The following is a 15156-nucleotide window of genomic DNA, read 5'->3' as shown; positions in this document are numbered from 1 at the left end:
GTGACAATGCCGAAATAAGAAATTCGGGGGAAAGGTACCAACCCCGCGCGTGACGCTCGGCAATGCCGCTTTCGCGGCGGAGGTTTCGACAGGATACGAAAAAACCACTCACGGAGAGTGCGGAAGGATTCCTTCGTACCATGCCGGGCCGGGCTTCGCCGACGACAGGGATTCGATGACGGCCGGGGAGGGTGCGGTGTACACCGTGGGGAAATCGATCTCGCCCCGGGAGGGGTCCAGCGTCCAGGCGAGCCGCTCATTTTCCAGGGAAAATTGCGCGTCCGCACCATTTTTGTTGCCTCTCGGGTCGAGCCGGACCCATCGGTCCAGACCAGCGAGGTGCACCGCGGCGAGCCCGTGCAGGACGCCGATCCGTTGGTAGCAGAAGCCGGCCGGGATGTTCTGGCTGCGCAGCAAAGCGGCCAGCAGATGGGTCTTGGCGTAGCAGAGACCGACCCGTTCGCGCAGCACGTCGGACGCCATAAGGGTGACCCTGGAATCGGCGACGTCCACCACATGGTCGATGTCGTCGCGCACGTAGTGAAACATCGAACGAATCACGTCGATTTCGGTGCCGCCACGCGGTGACAGTCCGTAAGCCGTTTCGCGGATCAGCGGGTGATCGTGATCGATGACCTCGTCGGCCACTAGATAGTCTTCGAGCCGGTCCGATTCGATCTTCAACGCGATATTCATGCGGCACCGTTCAGTACTGTGTCGACGGCTTCTTCGAGGAATTTCGGATCGGCCTCGCCGCCGCGTAACAACAGGCGGAACCAGATCGCCCCGGCGAGCAGATCCATCACCAAGACCGGGTCGGCGTCCTTTCGCAGTTCGCCTCTGGCCAAGGCGCGTTCGAAGATCGGTTGTTCCTTGGTCATGCGGTCGGCGAAGAAGGTTCTCGAGACCTCGCCCAGTTCCGGCCGCCGCGGGCCGGCCGTGAGGGTCGCGGTGACGACCGGCGCGGTGTGCTCGGAAGTCAGCAGCCGGAAGACATGTGTCGCCACGGCAAGGAGATCGCCGCGGAGGCTGCCGGTGTCCGGCACGTCGAGGGCGAACAATCCTGAATCTCGTAGCGCCGCAGCCAGGAGTGCGTCCTTCGACGGCCACCACCGGTACAGCGTCGTCTTGTTGACGCCGGACCGGGCGGCGACGGCTTCGATGGCGAGTTTTTCGTAGCCGTGCTCGGCCAGGAGTTCGAGGGTGGCGGCGAAGATCGCCGCGGCCTTGCGGGGGCCGCTCTGCGTGCTCACCGGACGAGAGTACAACGCACCGTTGCGTTGTACGAGATACGCGGGTACTTTGCAACGCAACGGTGCGTTGCATTCAGGAGGTAATCATGGTCCCCGTCGTCTTCGTTCACGGCATCCGGCTCAGCGGCGCCGCTTGGGCCGAGCAGGTGGAGCGTCTGAGCCCTCACCGCGCCGCGGCGGTCGACCTGCCCGGTCACGGCACTCGCCGAGGCGAGCGGTTCACCCTGGACGCCGCGGCGGACGCCGTCGTGGAAGGCATCGAGGAGCCCGCTCTGGTCGTCGGGCACTCGCTCGGCGGCTACGTCGCGATCGCCGCCGCCGCACGGTATCCGGACCGCGTGGCCGGGCTTGCCGTCGCGAGTTCGACCTTCCTGCCCGGCCGGACGCTTGAGACGCCGTTCCGTCTCGCACACCGTCTCCTCATGCGGCTCCCGGATCGCGGCGAGAAGCTCAGCCGGCGCCAATTCCGGGCTCTGCTGCCGCCGGAACTCGCCGAAGCCGTGATCGACGGCGGCATCGCGACCGAGGTGATCCCGGACGTGGCCAAGGCCTTCGCCGAGTTCGACGTGCTCGCCGAACTCGGCACCTACCCGGGCCCGGCCTGGCTGATCAACGGCTCACGCGACCACTTCCGCCGCCACGAGCGCCGGTTCCTCGACGTCTGCGCCGACGGGCGGCTGGTCAACGTCCCGAACGCCGGGCACTACCTGCCGATGGTGCGCGGCGAGGAGTTCTCGAGGCTGGTACTCGACGCGGCCCGCAGCCTCTAGCCGACCGGGAGGAGTGAACCTTCGGCATTGGTGAACTGGGTCGCCAGCCGGACCGGTCCCGGATGCGGGCCTAAGACGATCGAAGCGAACGGGGTCGCCATCGACGAACTGCTCGAATAGTTGGTCTGCAGATGCACGCTGACGTGCACGTTCCGGTCGGCCGGAATCTCGAACGTGATGGCACCCCACGAGACCACGTATTGCCTCCCGTCGATACTCGCGAGAGGCACGAAGACCGCCGCCTGGCGGTGGCTGGATATGTCGATGGTGAGCAGCCGGCGTAGCCCGCTGTGGTTGTCCACGTAGGGGATCACGCCCGGCACTCCGGCCAGATCGGTCGGTTCGGTCATCCTTCGGGCTCCCTCAGAACTGGTAGTACAGGAACGGGCTGAACGTCCCGGTCGCGATCAGGATGGCCGCGTAGATGAGCCCCACGGTCATCACGCCGATCCGCAACGCCGTCGCCGGGCGGCTCCGTGACGACTCCAGCAGCGGCCCGGTCACCGGATGCGCGGGCAGGAAGATGATCGCCAGCGCGCACAGCAGGATGATCAGCCGCTGGTTGGTCACCGCGCCCTCGACGACGTCGCTGAGGCCGGTGAAGTCCGGCAGCAGCATGTGCCCGATCATCCCGAGCGCGTGCGGCAGGTCCTTGGCGCGGAAGAACACCCAGCCGAAGACCACGAGCACGAGCGTCAGCGCGCGGCGGCCGATGCGGGCGGCCTGGGTCTTCGGCGTGACGTCGTAGCCGAAAGCGCGTTCCACGATCAGCAGCGCGCCGTGGTAGATGCCCCAGATCAGGAACGTCCATTGGGCGCCGTGCCAGAACCCGGTCAGCACGAACACGATGCACAGGTTCCGGTACGTGTGCCCGGCGCCGGTGCGGTTGCCGCCCAGCGGGATGTAGACGTAGTCGCGGAACCAGCGCGAGAGCGACATGTGCCAGCGCCGCCAGAACTCCGTGATCGTCACCGACGAGTACGGCCGCGCGAAGTTCTCCGGGAGCCGGAAGCCGAGCATGCGGCCGAGCCCGATCGCCATGTCGGAGTACCCGGAGAAGTCGAAGAACAGCTGGAGCGTATAGCCGATCGCGCCGAGCCAGGCGATCGCGAAGGTCATCTGATCCGGTGGTGTGTTGAAGCACGCGTCCACCATCGGGCTGAGCGAGTCCGCGATGATCGTCTTCTTGCACAGCCCGAGCGCGAACCGGGGAAAGCCGGCGGCGACGTCGTCGAGGCGGTGCGATCGCTGCTGCGGCAGCTGGTCGGCGATCTCCCGGTACCGCACGATCGGCCCGGCCACCAGCTGCGGGAACATCGCGATGTACGCGGCGAACGACACCGGGTTGCGCAGCGCGCGGCGTTCCCCGCGGTAGATGTCCACCACGTAGGAGATGTGGTGGAACGTGTAGAACGAGATGCCGATCGGGATGACCAGTTCGGCCACCGGGAAGTCGCCGCCGAACCAGTGCGTCACGGCCGCGATCTGCTGCGTCGCGAAACCCGCGTACTTCCAGATCAGCAGCATGCCGACGTTGAGCCCGATGACGCCGAGCAGCAGCCGTTTGCGCCGGGTGTTGTGCACGTCCCACGCGTTCGGTTCCAGCGCGGGCCCGGCCAGGTAGTTGACGACCATGCAGCCGATCAGCACCAGCGTGTACGGCCCGGCGCCGGTGGCGTAGAAGATCAGGCTGCCGACCGCGACGATGCCGTTGCGCCAGCTGCGCGGGCACACCAGCACGGCGAGTAGGACCGCCGGCATGAAGTACCACAGGAACAGTGGCGAAATGAACGACATCGGTGCGGGGTCCCCCAGAGCGGTTACGCGTTATCCGCTGGTGACCTTAGCCTGAGGGCCCCGTCCGGTGTCGACGAACTACGGGTCGAGCGAGTGCGGGGTCAGACACGTCCTTCGAGGCGGCGGCGGCGGGCCACCTCGGCCAGCAGCACGCCGGCCGCGACCGACGCGTTGAGCGATTCGACACCGTGCGCCATCGGGATCGACACGGTCGCGTCGCAGGTCTCCTTGACCAGCCGGGAGAGCCCGCGGCCCTCCGAGCCGAGCACGATGACCAGCGGGTCCGCCGCGAGGTCCAGTTCGTCGATGTCGACCGAGCCGTCCGCGTCGAGGCCGACGACCATCATGCCGTCTTCCTTCCACGCCTTCAGCTGACGGGTGAGGTTGGTCGCGACGGCGATCGGCAGCTTGGCCGCGGTACCGGCGCTGGTGCGCCACGCGACCGCGGTCATGCCCGCGCTGCGCCGCTCCGGCAGCAGCACGCCGTGCGCGCCGAACGCGGCGGCCGAGCGGATCACGGCGCCGAGGTTGCGCGGGTCGGTGACGCCGTCGAGGGCGACGAACAGCGGCGTGTCGCCGGAGTCCTTCGCCGCCGTCATCAGGTCACCGGGGTGCGCGTACTCGAACGGCGGGACCTGCAGGCCGAGGCCCTGGTGCATGGCCCGGTTGGTCTTGCGGTCGAGTTCCTCGCGCGGGATCTCCAGGATCGAGATGCCCTTGTCGCCGGCGAGACGGACGGCGTCGTTGACGCGGTCGTCGATCTCGATGTTCACCGCGACGTACAGCGCGGTGGCCGGGACGTCGGCGCGCAGCGCCTCGACCACCGGGTTGCGCCCGGCGATCAGTTCCGGCTTGTCGGCCTTCTTCTGCCGCGCCTGTTCCTTGCGGTCACGCGCGCCTGCGACGCGGTACGCCTTGTGTCCGGGCCTGTCTTCGGCCCTGGGCGTCGGGCCCTTGCCTTCGAGGCCCTTCCGGCGCTGGCCGCCGGAACCGACGACCTGACCCTTCTTCGTGCCGGGCTTGCGAATAGCGCCCTGGCGCCGGGAGTTGCCTGCCATGAGTGAGAAGTCCTTGAGCTAGAAACCGAGTAAGTGTCAGACGTCCTTGACGGTCCACTGTGGACCGTTCGGGGTGTCCTCCACCACGATGCCCGCCTGCTGGAGGCGGTCACGCGCGGCGTCCGCGCGGGCGAAGTCCTTCTCGGCGCGGGCCTGCTGCCGTTCGGCGAGCAGCCCTTCCACGAGTTCGGTCAGCGCCTGTCGGGTGGGGGTATCCGAACCCCCCGCCTCGGACCAGCGCGCGGAGAGCGGGTCGAGGCCGAGCACATCGGTCATCGCGCGCACGGAGGCGGCGAATTCGAGTGCCTTGGAATTGTCGGCCTCGTCGAGGGCGGCGTTACCGTCGCGGACCGTGTTGTGCAGCACTGCGAACGCCTGAGGGGTGGCGAGGTCGTCGTCGAGCGCGGCGGCGAATTCCTTCGGGACTTCGCCGATGTGGACAACGCCGACGATGCCGGCGGTGCGCCGGAGGAACTGTTCGATCCTCCGGTAGCCCTGCGCGGCTTCGCCGAGTGCTCCGTCGGAGTACTCGATCGTCGACCGGTAGTGCGGTTGGACCAGGTAGTAGCGCAGTTCGGGCGCCCGGTAGTTGCGCAGCATCTCCGGGATGGACACCGTGTTGCCCAGCGACTTCGACATCTTCTCGCCGGACATGGTCACCCAGGCGTTGTGCAGCCAGTACCGCGCGAACGGGTCACCGGCCGCGTTGGACTGGGCGCGTTCGTTCTCGTGGTGCGGGAACACCAGGTCGACGCCGCCGCCGTGGATGTCGAACTCGCCACCGAGGTACGCCGTCGCCATCGCCGAGCATTCGAGGTGCCAGCCGGGACGGCCGGATCCCCAGGGCGTCGGCCATGACGGCTCGCCCGGCTTCGCGGTCTTCCACAGGGTGAAGTCGCGCGGGTCGCGTTTGCCCTCACCGAGACTCTCGCCCTGCTGGACCTCGTCGAGCTTCTGGCCGGACAGTTCGCCGTAGCCGTCGAACGCCTTGACCGAGAAGTAGACGTCGCCGCCCGAGGCGTACGCGTGCCCGCCGTCGATCAGGCGCTGCATCAGCTCGATCATCTGCGTGACATGCCCTGTCGCCCGCGGGGCGATCGAAGGCGGCAGGCAACCCAGCGATTCGTACGCCGACTCGAACGCGCGCTCATGGGTGAACGCCCACTCCCACCAGGGACGATCCGCGTCCGCGGCCTTGGTGAGGATCTTGTCGTCGATGTCTGTGACGTTGCGGACCATCAGCACGTCGAGTCCACTGTGGACGAGCCAGCGACGCAGGACGTCGTAGTTCAGCGCGCCGCGGACGTGGCCGATATGGGGGATGCCCTGCACGGTGGCGCCACACACGTACACGGATGCCGTTCCGCTACGGGCGGGGTGGAATTCCCGCACGCTTCGGGTCGCCGTGTCATAGAGGTGTAGTGCCACCCTAAAAGGGTACGGGGTCCGCGTGAGCGGCGTCGCAGTGACCGCGTTACAGCACGTTGTGCGCTCGCAGCGCCCCGAGAAGGGCGTCCGGCCGCTCGACCGTCGGCAGCGGTTCTACCAGCGCGAACGCGCAGCCGACGTCACGAGCGGCGCCGTCCGCCTCCTCGCTGTCGCCGATCATGAGCGTTTCCGCCGGGTCGATCCCGAGCCGCTCGATCGCCGCCTGGAAGATCTCCGGCTCCGGCTTCACCGCTCCGACCTCGAAGGACAGGATGAATTCGTCGACGAAGGCGTCCCAGCCACGGCTGCTGAAGGCGGGCCGGATGTCGAAGGCGATATTGCTCAGCACCCCGATCTTGACCCCCTTGCCGGCGACGCCCTTGAGGACGGCTTCGGTGTCCGGGTACGGCGTCCACTGGGTGGGATCGATCAGCCGCGTGTAGAGCGCGATGGCCTGATCGGCGTGCGGGACGCCGGAGTGCTTGAGGACCTCGAGGTACACCTTGCGGTGCAGGGCCGGGTCGCGGTCGCGGTTGTGCCAGGCGTGCAGGTGCTCCTCGTCGAGATCGACGACCTGGCCGACCGGCGCCGTCATCCGGCGCATCAGTTCGGTCTGGGCCTCGATGTCGAGCCGTTCCCCCACGTGGTCGGTGAGGTCGGCGAGCCAGGTCTCGTCCTGCTCGAGCCGGAAGACCGTGCCGGAGAAGTCGAACAACACAGCGCGAAAGGTCACGAGCCCCACAGTAGCCACGATCGTGGGGTTCGGCCCTCTTCCCCACGTGTGAGATGAACGGCCCGTTACTTGCAAAATTTGCAAGTAACGAGTCGTTCATGGCGCGTCTCAGGCGGCGTTGCCAGTGATCTTCGTGGGCGTGATCCGGACCAGCACCCGGATGACGTCCGCCGGCTCGTCGGGGTAGTCCTTGCCGAGGTATTTGTGCGAGAGCTCGTTGATCAGCTCGCGCCCGCCCTCGTCGGTCATCTCCACGGTGCCGCGGATCTCGACGTAGTCGTACGGGTTCTCCTGGTCGAAGACCGAGACGGACACCCGCGGGTCCTTGGCCATGTTCCGTTCCTTGAGACGGCCGCGCACGGTCGCGAAGATCACCGTGTCGCCGTCCCGCTTCGCCCACAGCACGGACGTCTGCGCGGAACCGTCGGCGTTGATCGTGGCGAGGACGGGGAAGTTGTTCCCGTCGAGGAGTTTCTTGGTCGCGTCGTTGAAGGTCACACCCATGGGCGCGAGCCTAGGCGCTGCCGGAGTAAGTCTGCTCGCGGTCTTCGCGCCCAGGTGGTCCCTGACGGCACGGGCGGATGCGCCCGAGTACGACCCGGTACGAGGGCGATCCGCCCGCACCGTCAGGAACCACCTGGATCACGAAGCCCATCGAGCAGACTTACTCCGACAGCGCCTAATCAACGGACGTTCCCGGCGATCCGCTCGACATGCAGCCGGACGATCACCCGCTCGGCTTCCGGGCCCTCCGGCGGCGGGTCCTCGCCGAGGTACTTGTGGCTCAGCGTCTTCGGGAGTTCCTTGCCGGGGTCCGGGGTGATCGTCACCGTGCCGCGCAGTTGCGTGTGCCGGTACGGGTTCTCCGCGTCGGTGATCGACACGCTCGCGCGCGGGTCGCGGCGGAGGTTTCGCACTTTCAGTCTGTCTTCGGTGGCGCTGAAGACCAGATCGCCGCCGTCGACGCCCACCCAGATGACCGAGGTCTGCGGGCCGCCGTCGGCGTCCAGCGTGGCCACGGTCGCGAAGTTCTTGCCGTCCACCAGTTCGCGGACCGGTTCGGGAAGTGTGACTGCCATGACAGGCCGAACCAGGGCCTGGCGCCGACTATTCCTGCGAGGGCAGGAGCAAAGCTGTCGCGAACGCCGCGATCCCCTCGCCGCGACCGGTCAGGCCGAGCCCGTCGGTGGTCGTCCCGGAGACGCTCACCGGTCCGCCGACGGCCTCGCTCAGTACCTGCTGCGCCTCTTCACGGCGCTTGCCGACCCGCGGCGCGTTACCGACGATCTGGACGGTCGCGTTCCCGACGGTCCAGCCGCCCGCCTCGACCAGCCGACGCGCTTCGGCGAGGAACTCGACACCGTGTTTGCCCGCCCAGCGCGGGTCGCCGGTGCCGAACACCGCGCCGAGATCGCCGAGCCCGGCCGCGGACAGCAGCGCGTCGCACAGCGCGTGCGCCGCGACATCGCCGTCGGAATGTCCCGCGCAGCCGTCGACCCCGGGCCACAGCAGGCCGGCGATCCAGCACTCGCGGCCGGCTTCGATGGGGTGGACGTCGACACCGTTCCCGATCCTCACAACGTTTCCTCTTTTCCCGCGAGTTTGCGCGCGACCGCGATCGCGTCGCCAGGGCGCACGTTAGCGACGCACGGGCCGTCTCCGAGGAGGCGCCCTGCCGCCGCGATAGCGGGGCCTGCCGGCCGGACGCGCGCCTTGCGGTCGACTGGGGAGACGCGGCTCAAGTCGCTCACAAGGCCCCTTCCCCTTTTCCCGCGACCGCGATCGCTTCGGCCAGTTTCAGTTCGAAAGAACTCGTGACGCGCATCGCATCGGGGTGCCCGGCGACCGTGTGCGCGCCTTCGAGAGACGGTTTGTCGACATACGAGAGAAAAGTCTCACGAGTGAAGCCGAGGGGGGTCTGTGCGGTGCGCAGATGTGCGCGGTCTTCTGTGCCTGTGATCACCTTCGCCGCGTCGGTCACCTTTACGGTGTCCGCCATCGGTAGTACGGGGACCACCGAAGGCGACCCGGCACGGACAGCGTCGATCACGGCACGCACCGTGTCCGCGGGAGTGAAAGCGCGCAAGACGTCGTGCACGAGGAAAGCGGCGTTTCCGGCGATCTCTCTTTCGACGGTGTCGAAAGCATCTTTGAGCGACGGGCCGGGTACTATCCGGCAACGCTCCGGAAAGCCGCTCACGGCGGCCGAAAACAAAAGAGCACACCGCTCGGGGGCCACCACGACCACCAGATCGAGATCCGGCACTTCGAGTAGCCCCCGCACGGTGTGCGTGAGTAGCGCTTCACCATTCACCGGCGCGAGAGCGTGCTCCGCGTCGGAGGCATGGTGATCTACGACAGTAACGAACACGACAGTGCGCATATGGACGTTGCTCATATGTGCACGATCGTAGAGGTATCCCTCGCAGCCTCACCTGGCGTGGGACACCCGCTGGTTCAGACTGCCGCGGTTTCCAGAACTTCGTCGAGGAGGACTTCAGCCTTGTCCTCGTCGGTGCCCTCCGCGAGCGCGAGCTCGCTGACCAGAATTTGCCGCGCCTTCGCCAGCATGCGCTTCTCGCCGGCTGAAAGTCCGCGGTCCTTCTCTCGTCGCCAGAGGTCGCGCACCACTTCGGCTACCTTGTTCACATCGCCGGAGGCGAGTTTCTCGAGGTTGGCCTTGTACCGGCGAGACCAGTTAGTGGGCTCTTCGGTGTGCGGAGCACGCAGAACGTCGAAAACCTTGTCCAGTCCTTCTTGCCCGACGACATCACGAACACCGACGATCTCGGCGTTGTCAGCAGGCACGCGAACCGTAAGATCCCCTTGCGCGACTTTGAGGACGAGGTACTTCTTCTCCTCGCCCTTGATCACGCGGGTTTCGATGGCTTCGATGAGTGCGGCACCGTGGTGCGGGTAGACGACGGTCTCTCCGACCTTGAAAACCATGTGTCCTCTGCCCCTTTCGCTGAATTCATCTTAGCACGTGCCGACGAGGCCCACCTAGCGCCCCACGATCGTCGTCGCAGGTCAGCGGCCTGACGGTGGTCCGCCCGGGGGTTGACAAACTCAATTCGCCCATGCTCATGCAGGTGAGAAGCGAACGGTTTGGAAATCCATTGTGGACGGTTGATCTTGGGCACGTCACCGCATTGGTGGCGTGTCAACACACACCGGGTTCTTCGGCCGCGGAGACGCCCGGCTAGTCTTCGCGGTGACTTAGGCCGTGAGATGGAAGGACTGCGACGTGAGGCTGCAGAATGGTCGCGTGTTCGGCGCAGGTGTGCTGGCGCTCGGCGCCGCGCTCGTGCTCGCCGGCTGCAGTGCTGGTCAGATCACTCAGACCGACTCGCAGCAGCCCGCGGTCAACGGGACGTACGCACAGGTGAAGGACCTGGTGCTACGAAACGCGGCACTCGAGTTCCCCACCGAGGGCCAGGCGTACCCGGAGAAGGCCGCGGCGCCGCTGACGCTGACCATCGTGAACCAGGGCAAGCAGGACGACGAGCTCGTCTCGGTCTCGTCCGACGCCGCCACCGGTGACGCCAAGATCTCCGGCTCCAAGATCGTCGTCGCGAGCCACGCGCTCGTGATCGGCCCCTCCGACTCGGTCGAGTCGACCAGCGAGGTCGCTCCGACGAGCGCGCCCTCCTCCTCGGGTGCCCCGTCCTCCTCGGGTGCTCCGTCTTCGAGTGAGTCCAAGTCGTCCGGGGCGCCGTCCTCCAGCGTCGCCGGCACGGTGACGCCGTCGGTCGGGCCGGAGCCGGTGGGCAAGGCCACGGTCGTACTCCAGGGACTGACGCGCCCGGTGTGGGCCGGCCAGACGATCAAGGTCACCTTCGTATTCAAGAACGCCGGTGCGATCACCGTGGACCTGCCGATCGCGGCGCCGTCGCACCCGGGAAGCCGGGAGCCCGCGCCCGAGAAGGCCGAAGGCAAGGGCGGCGGCCACTAGCTTTCGCAGAACTACAGGAAGGCCCCCTTCCTTGCGCTGGGCGCAAGGAAGGGGGCCTTTCATGTACTTGGGCGGGTCCGTCGCTCCCGGGGTTTGTCGGTGGTGGCGGCTAGCCTCGCGGAGTGGTCAAGAAAGGCAGCACCTACCGCTGCGGAGAATGCGGGTACGCGGCGCCGAAGTGGGTCGGCCGCTGCCCTGAATGCCAGGCCTGGGGAACGATCGAGGAGCGCGGCGACGCGCGTCCCGCCATCGCCAGGGTCGCCGCCGGAGCGCCCAGCGCCCCGGCCCGGCCGATCGGCGAGGTCGACGTCGAGACGGCCCGTGCCAAACCCACCGGCGTCTCCGAACTGGACCGGGTGCTCGGCGGCGGGTTCGTGCCGGGCGCGGTCATCCTGCTCGCCGGCGAGCCCGGCGTAGGCAAGTCGACACTGCTGCTGGAGGTCGCCTACCAGTGGGCGGCTTCGGCGGGCCGCTCGCTGTACGTGACCGGTGAGGAGTCCGCGGGGCAGGTGCGGCTGCGCGCCGAGCGCACCGGCAACGTCCATGACGAGATGTTCCTCGCGGCCGAAAGCGACCTCTCCTCGATCCTCGGCCACGTCGACGCGGTCAAGCCGGGGGTGATGATCGTCGACTCGGTCCAGACCATGGCCTCGCCGCAGGTGGAGGGTTCGCCGGGCGGGGTCACCCAGGTCCGCGCGGTCACCTCGGGGCTGGTCGCGCTGGCCAAGGAGCGCGGGCTGCCGATCGTGCTGGTCGGCCACGTGACGAAGGACGGCTCGGTCGCCGGGCCGCGGGTGCTTGAGCACCTGGTCGACGTCGTCCTGCAGTTCGAGGGCGACAAGCATTCGACGCTGCGGATGCTGCGCGGGATCAAGAACCGCTTCGGCGCCGCCGACGAGATCGGCTGCTTCGAACTGGTGGAGGAAGGCATCGTCGGCGTCCCCGACCCGTCGGGCCTGTTCCTCAGTCACACCGCCGAGCCCGTCTCAGGCACGGCGGTCACGGTGACGATGGAGGGCAAGCGGCCGTTGCTGGGCGAGGTGCAGGCGCTCGTGTCGGCGACGCAGGCACCGCAGCCCCGGCGCGCGGTGAGCGGCCTCGACTCGGCGCGGGTCGCGATGGTGCTGGCCGTGGTCGAGAAACGGGCGCGCATCAAGGTCGGGGACAAGGACGTCTACGTGGCGACGGTCGGCGGCATGAAGATCACCGAACCGGGGATCGACCTGGCCGTCGTGCTGGCGCTGATGTCGTCGGCGACGGACACCCCGCTCTCACCGAAGCTCGTCGCGGTGGGCGAGGTCGGGCTTTCCGGCGAGGTCCGGCGGGTGCCCAACGTCGGGCGGCGTCTCGCCGAGGCCGCCCGGCTGGGCTTCACCTACGCGCTGGTGCCGCCGGACGCGGGCAAGATCCCGCCGGGTATCCGGGTGCTCGAAGTGCCCGACGTCGGGAGCGCCCTCAACGCCGCCATGCACGCCCGTTAGGGGCCGTAGCTGTCGGTGATCACCATCGTCGTCGTCGTTTCCTGCAGGGGCTGACCGGACCAGCCGTCGTCGCGGGACACCTTGATGACGCGGTTCCGGACGACGTTCGCCGTCGCCAGGTCCAAGGTCATCTCCCGGGTCTGCGTGCTCGCGGTGACCGAGAACGTCACGACCCGCTGCCCGTCGGGGGTGGTGCCCGGCTGCATGGTGATGCCGGGAATCTGCGCGAGCGCCTTGCCCAGGGCCACCCGCAGCGCACCGAATCCGTAGCCTGCCCGCAGGACGTTGTAGGCCATCTCGTACATCTCCGGCGCGGCGTTCACCCTTCCCGGGAGCGGGGCTCCGGCGCGGGTCGTCGGGTCGAGACGGAGTCGTTCGAGCAGCTGCCCCGGGTCGGTGGGGAGCCCGGCGAGGAACTCCGTCGAAGGATTCAGCCAGTCCGCGACCGGCGGGTCCTTCTTCTTCGTCGACGGGGTCGACGGTGTCGTTGTCGTCGTTGTCGTCGTGGTCGCCGCAGGAGGCACGATCGCGCTGCTCGTGGTGGCCGGCCCGGTCATCTGACCGCTGGTGGGGAGGGGCGGGAAGACCGGCGGGTCGTTCGCGATGGTGCCGTAAACGACTTCGGACATCGCACCCGGGATCGTCTCGCCCAGGCTCCTGGCCAGCTGGTAGTCGCCCTTGATCCAGCGGATCTCGCCGGTCCGGGTGAACCGCCGCTTGGGCGCCTTCCCCAGCTTCGCCGGCAGCCACTTCTCGACGACCTCGTGCAGCTGGTAGACGAGCCCGGTCTTGTCGCTGATCTGGGTTCTCCAGGTCGATTCCGTGATGAACCGGTACTGCCCCTTCTGCAGGGGGATGTCTTCGCTGCGGAGGTCGTTCAGCACGTCACCGCTCGGGGCGAGGGTCGCGTGGGCGGCGGTGTCCTGGCCGTCGTTGCCGACGAAGACGTTCGTCGCCACGATGACCCCGCCGGGCACCAGCGCCGCCGCGGCCGCGGCCGCGATCCATCGCCACGAGCCCGGTCGTTTTTTTGCCGGGCGTACGGGTTGGGAGGCGGGAAGGAGTTCATCGTCGACTTCGCCGGCGGCGCGCAGTAGTGACGCTTTGGCGCGGGACAGTTCGTCCTGCTTGACTTCAGGCTCGGAATGGAGGTCGGCCAGCGCCTCGTCGAGTTCGGCGTCGGACCACACCTTCCTGATGCTACCGTCGTGCACTTTCGTCCACCTCCTCGCCACTGCTGTTGTCCTTTGTGGACTCTGGTCTGCTCTCCGGTGCGTTGGCGCGCAACCATCTTCTGACCCGATGTAGTCGGGATCTCACCGTTCCGGCGGGGATGCCGAGCGCCTCGGCGACCTCCCCGGGTTCCAGGCCCGCCCAGGACACCAACAGCAGGGTGTCACGGTCGGCGGGGCTCAGTTCGGCCAGTGCGCTCGCGAGCTGGGCCGCGCGAAGCTGCGCGTCGACCCGCTCGACGACGCGGCCGTCGTGCCCGGCCGAAACCGCGTCGTCCGCGGCCGCGAGCCGGGCCGTCGCATTGAGCGCGCGGGTCTCGGTGCGGACATGGTGGCGGAGCAAGTTGGTCGCGATGCCGTAGAGCCACGCGCGCGCCGTCCCGGCCTCCGGGCGGTACGTCTCCCGCCGCCGGAGCGCCACGAGGAACGTCTCGGCGACGAGGTCGTGGGCGGTCTCGGTGCCGACGCGGCGCGCCAGATAGCGCTGGAGCGGAGCCGCGTAGGCGTCGAAGAGCATGCCGAACACGGGTGCGGGGTCGGGACCACCCAGATCCGGCCGATCGAGACTCCGCGAGCCGGCTTGCTCGTGATCTTTTTTCATCACCTGCACGATCTCTCTTGCCCGATGTCCCGTCGAGCGTTCACGTGATCCTACTTTCGTCGTGCGCCGTTCGGGGATTGCGCAGGTGAGGACCAAGACAAAGGACGTCCGAAAGGCGACTATCTACCCGTTCGGTATTCACTAACGAGTGCCAAAACTGGGGAAGGATTACCATGCGCCGACTGAAGTTCGCCGTTGTCGCCGCGCTCACGGCATCCGCTCTGATCACCGCGCCGGCCCTCGCCGTCGCTCAAGGTAAGTACGTCGTACCCGCTCCCGACTTCGTGAAGTCGATGCCCGCGCCCGCCAAGGTCGAGGGTGCGGGCATCAAGGCGTCCGCCGTGCTCAACATCCAGTACCAGATCCAGGAGACCGGCTACTGGTGCGGCCCGGCCGCCACCCGGATCGCCATCTCCGCCAAGAACGGCGGCCCGCCCAGCCAGCAGCAGCTGGCGAACGAGCTGCCGACGAGCACCAACGGCACCGACTGGATCGGCCAGGTCACCCGCGTTCTCAACGGCCACGTCGCGGGCGGCTGGTACGAGACCAAAGAGATGCCGAACGACCCGCCGTCGCAGGCGCAGCGCGACCTGCTGTGGAACGACATCGTGCTGGACATCAACAGCGGCTACGCGATCGTCGCGAACATCGTCGCCCCGGCGAACAACCACCCCCCGGGCTACCCGAACTACACGATCTACCACTACTTCACGGTCATCGGCTACGACAGCTCCGACATGACGGTCAAGATCGCCGACCCGGCGAACTTCGGCGGTAACCAGATCTACTGGCTCACCTTCAACCAGCTCGCCACCCTGATCCCGCCGAAGGGCTACTCGGCCTGACGC

Annotated in this window: 18 protein-coding genes; 4 read left to right on the top strand and 14 right to left on the bottom strand. The window is 67.7% G+C overall.

The genetic code is table 11. The features are described 5' to 3' along the window. Positions 1-108 precede the first annotated feature (108 nt). Both ACLJRL_RS10050 and ACLJRL_RS10045 read right to left on the bottom strand, forming a co-directional pair. Positions 109-696 carry a transglutaminase-like domain-containing protein gene (locus ACLJRL_RS10050; RefSeq protein ID WP_410655811.1) on the bottom strand — a complete coding sequence of 196 codons (588 nt, stop codon included), beginning with the start codon at positions 694-696 and terminating at the stop codon, positions 109-111. Beyond that, the gene (locus tag ACLJRL_RS10045) at positions 693-1253 is read right to left on the bottom strand and encodes a TetR/AcrR family transcriptional regulator (protein ID WP_410655810.1); all 561 of its coding nucleotides are present in this window, start codon (positions 1251-1253) and stop codon (positions 693-695) included. The genes ACLJRL_RS10050 and ACLJRL_RS10045 overlap by 4 nt, the downstream gene beginning before the upstream one ends. 86 nt (positions 1254-1339) lie before the next feature. Between ACLJRL_RS10045 and ACLJRL_RS10040 the strand changes: the two genes are divergently transcribed. Continuing rightward, positions 1340-2023 (top strand): alpha/beta fold hydrolase, encoded by a 684-nt coding sequence (locus tag ACLJRL_RS10040; protein ID WP_410655809.1) that lies wholly within the window; start codon positions 1340-1342, stop codon positions 2021-2023. Here the strand turns inward: ACLJRL_RS10040 and ACLJRL_RS10035 are convergent. The 10 genes from ACLJRL_RS10035 to ACLJRL_RS09990 all read right to left on the bottom strand — a co-directional run bounded on the left by ACLJRL_RS10035 (position 2020) and on the right by ACLJRL_RS09990 (position 9988). Next, entirely contained in the window at positions 2020-2373 is a 354-nt protein-coding gene (locus ACLJRL_RS10035) for a hypothetical protein (RefSeq protein ID WP_410655808.1), read from the bottom strand. The two genes, ACLJRL_RS10040 and ACLJRL_RS10035, sit on opposite strands and share 4 nt — an antisense overlap. A gap of 13 nt (positions 2374-2386) precedes the next feature. Continuing rightward, on the bottom strand, positions 2387-3820 hold the full coding sequence (locus ACLJRL_RS10030) for an MBOAT family O-acyltransferase (RefSeq protein WP_410655807.1): 1434 nt from the start codon (positions 3818-3820) through the stop codon (positions 2387-2389). A gap of 101 nt (positions 3821-3921) precedes the next feature. After that, positions 3922-4878 carry a 23S rRNA (guanosine(2251)-2'-O)-methyltransferase RlmB gene (gene rlmB, locus ACLJRL_RS10025; protein WP_410655806.1) on the bottom strand — a complete coding sequence of 319 codons (957 nt, stop codon included), beginning with the start codon at positions 4876-4878 and terminating at the stop codon, positions 3922-3924. A 36-nt stretch (positions 4879-4914) separates the two neighbouring features. Then, a complete protein-coding gene (cysS, locus tag ACLJRL_RS10020; protein WP_410655805.1) occupies positions 4915-6306 on the bottom strand; it encodes a cysteine--tRNA ligase in 1392 nt (463 codons plus the stop codon). Between the two features lie 46 nt (positions 6307-6352). Further along, positions 6353-7039 (bottom strand): HAD family hydrolase, encoded by a 687-nt coding sequence (locus ACLJRL_RS10015; protein WP_410655804.1) that lies wholly within the window; start codon positions 7037-7039, stop codon positions 6353-6355. Positions 7040-7147: 108 nt separating this feature from the next. Then, entirely contained in the window at positions 7148-7543 is a 396-nt protein-coding gene (locus ACLJRL_RS10010) for a PPOX class F420-dependent oxidoreductase (protein WP_410655803.1), read from the bottom strand. A 179-nt stretch (positions 7544-7722) separates the two neighbouring features. Continuing rightward, positions 7723-8118 (bottom strand): PPOX class F420-dependent oxidoreductase, encoded by a 396-nt coding sequence (locus tag ACLJRL_RS10005; protein WP_410655802.1) that lies wholly within the window; start codon positions 8116-8118, stop codon positions 7723-7725. A 28-nt stretch (positions 8119-8146) separates the two neighbouring features. Beyond that, a complete protein-coding gene (gene ispF / locus ACLJRL_RS10000) occupies positions 8147-8617 on the bottom strand; it encodes a 2-C-methyl-D-erythritol 2,4-cyclodiphosphate synthase (protein ID WP_020631990.1) in 471 nt (156 codons plus the stop codon). 169 nt (positions 8618-8786) lie between these two features. Then, positions 8787-9437, bottom strand: a complete 651-nt coding sequence (locus ACLJRL_RS09995; RefSeq protein WP_410655801.1) for a 2-C-methyl-D-erythritol 4-phosphate cytidylyltransferase — start codon at positions 9435-9437, stop codon at positions 8787-8789. 59 nt (positions 9438-9496) lie between these two features. Continuing rightward, on the bottom strand, positions 9497-9988 hold the full coding sequence (locus ACLJRL_RS09990; protein ID WP_005165253.1) for a CarD family transcriptional regulator: 492 nt from the start codon (positions 9986-9988) through the stop codon (positions 9497-9499). A gap of 298 nt (positions 9989-10286) precedes the next feature. Here ACLJRL_RS09990 and ACLJRL_RS09985 point away from each other — a divergent pair, with 298 nt between their 5' ends. Then, entirely contained in the window at positions 10287-10994 is a 708-nt protein-coding gene (locus tag ACLJRL_RS09985; RefSeq protein WP_410655800.1) for a hypothetical protein, read from the top strand. Between the two features lie 122 nt (positions 10995-11116). Then, positions 11117-12475, top strand: a complete 1359-nt coding sequence (gene radA, locus ACLJRL_RS09980) for a DNA repair protein RadA (RefSeq protein WP_410655799.1) — start codon at positions 11117-11119, stop codon at positions 12473-12475. On the opposite strand, the gene ACLJRL_RS09975 is transcribed toward radA, so the two are convergent. Then, the gene (locus tag ACLJRL_RS09975; RefSeq protein WP_410655798.1) at positions 12472-13689 is read right to left on the bottom strand and encodes a hypothetical protein; all 1218 of its coding nucleotides are present in this window, start codon (positions 13687-13689) and stop codon (positions 12472-12474) included. The two genes, radA and ACLJRL_RS09975, sit on opposite strands and share 4 nt — an antisense overlap. Next, positions 13676-14317 (bottom strand): RNA polymerase sigma factor, encoded by a 642-nt coding sequence (locus tag ACLJRL_RS09970; RefSeq protein ID WP_410655797.1) that lies wholly within the window; start codon positions 14315-14317, stop codon positions 13676-13678. Before ACLJRL_RS09970 ends, ACLJRL_RS09975 begins: the two co-directional genes overlap by 14 nt. Before the next feature lie 164 nt (positions 14318-14481). Between ACLJRL_RS09970 and ACLJRL_RS09965 the strand changes: the two genes are divergently transcribed. After that, the gene (locus ACLJRL_RS09965; protein WP_410655796.1) at positions 14482-15153 is read left to right on the top strand and encodes a C39 family peptidase; all 672 of its coding nucleotides are present in this window, start codon (positions 14482-14484) and stop codon (positions 15151-15153) included. The last annotated feature ends 3 nt before the right edge of the window (positions 15154-15156 follow it).

Origin of the sequence: Amycolatopsis sp. lyj-112, assembly GCF_046549055.1 — a bacterium.
In the GTDB taxonomy this organism is placed as follows: domain Bacteria; phylum Actinomycetota; class Actinomycetes; order Mycobacteriales; family Pseudonocardiaceae; genus Amycolatopsis.
Note: the sequence above shows the minus strand (reverse complement) of the source record. Positions and strands in the feature narration are given on the sequence as shown.

What these genes read in the sequence shown, in the direction of transcription:
- ACLJRL_RS10050 (WP_410655811.1), bottom strand. Translation starts at nt 696, where the DNA reads ATGAATATCGCGTTGAAGATCGAATCGGACCGGCTCGAAGACTATCTA.
- ACLJRL_RS10040 (WP_410655809.1), top strand. Translation starts at nt 1,340, where the DNA reads ATGGTCCCCGTCGTCTTCGTTCACGGCATCCGGCTCAGCGGCGCCGCT.
- ACLJRL_RS10035 (WP_410655808.1), bottom strand. Translation starts at nt 2,373, where the DNA reads ATGACCGAACCGACCGATCTGGCCGGAGTGCCGGGCGTGATCCCCTAC.
- ACLJRL_RS10030 (WP_410655807.1), bottom strand. Translation starts at nt 3,820, where the DNA reads ATGTCGTTCATTTCGCCACTGTTCCTGTGGTACTTCATGCCGGCGGTC.
- rlmB (WP_410655806.1), bottom strand. Translation starts at nt 4,878, where the DNA reads ATGGCAGGCAACTCCCGGCGCCAGGGCGCTATTCGCAAGCCCGGCACG.
- ACLJRL_RS10010 (WP_410655803.1), bottom strand. Translation starts at nt 7,543, where the DNA reads ATGGGTGTGACCTTCAACGACGCGACCAAGAAACTCCTCGACGGGAAC.
- ACLJRL_RS10005 (WP_410655802.1), bottom strand. Translation starts at nt 8,118, where the DNA reads ATGGCAGTCACACTTCCCGAACCGGTCCGCGAACTGGTGGACGGCAAG.
- ACLJRL_RS09995 (WP_410655801.1), bottom strand. Translation starts at nt 9,437, where the DNA reads ATGAGCAACGTCCATATGCGCACTGTCGTGTTCGTTACTGTCGTAGAT.
- ACLJRL_RS09990 (WP_005165253.1), bottom strand. Translation starts at nt 9,988, where the DNA reads ATGGTTTTCAAGGTCGGAGAGACCGTCGTCTACCCGCACCACGGTGCC.
- ACLJRL_RS09965 (WP_410655796.1), top strand. Translation starts at nt 14,482, where the DNA reads ATGCGCCGACTGAAGTTCGCCGTTGTCGCCGCGCTCACGGCATCCGCT.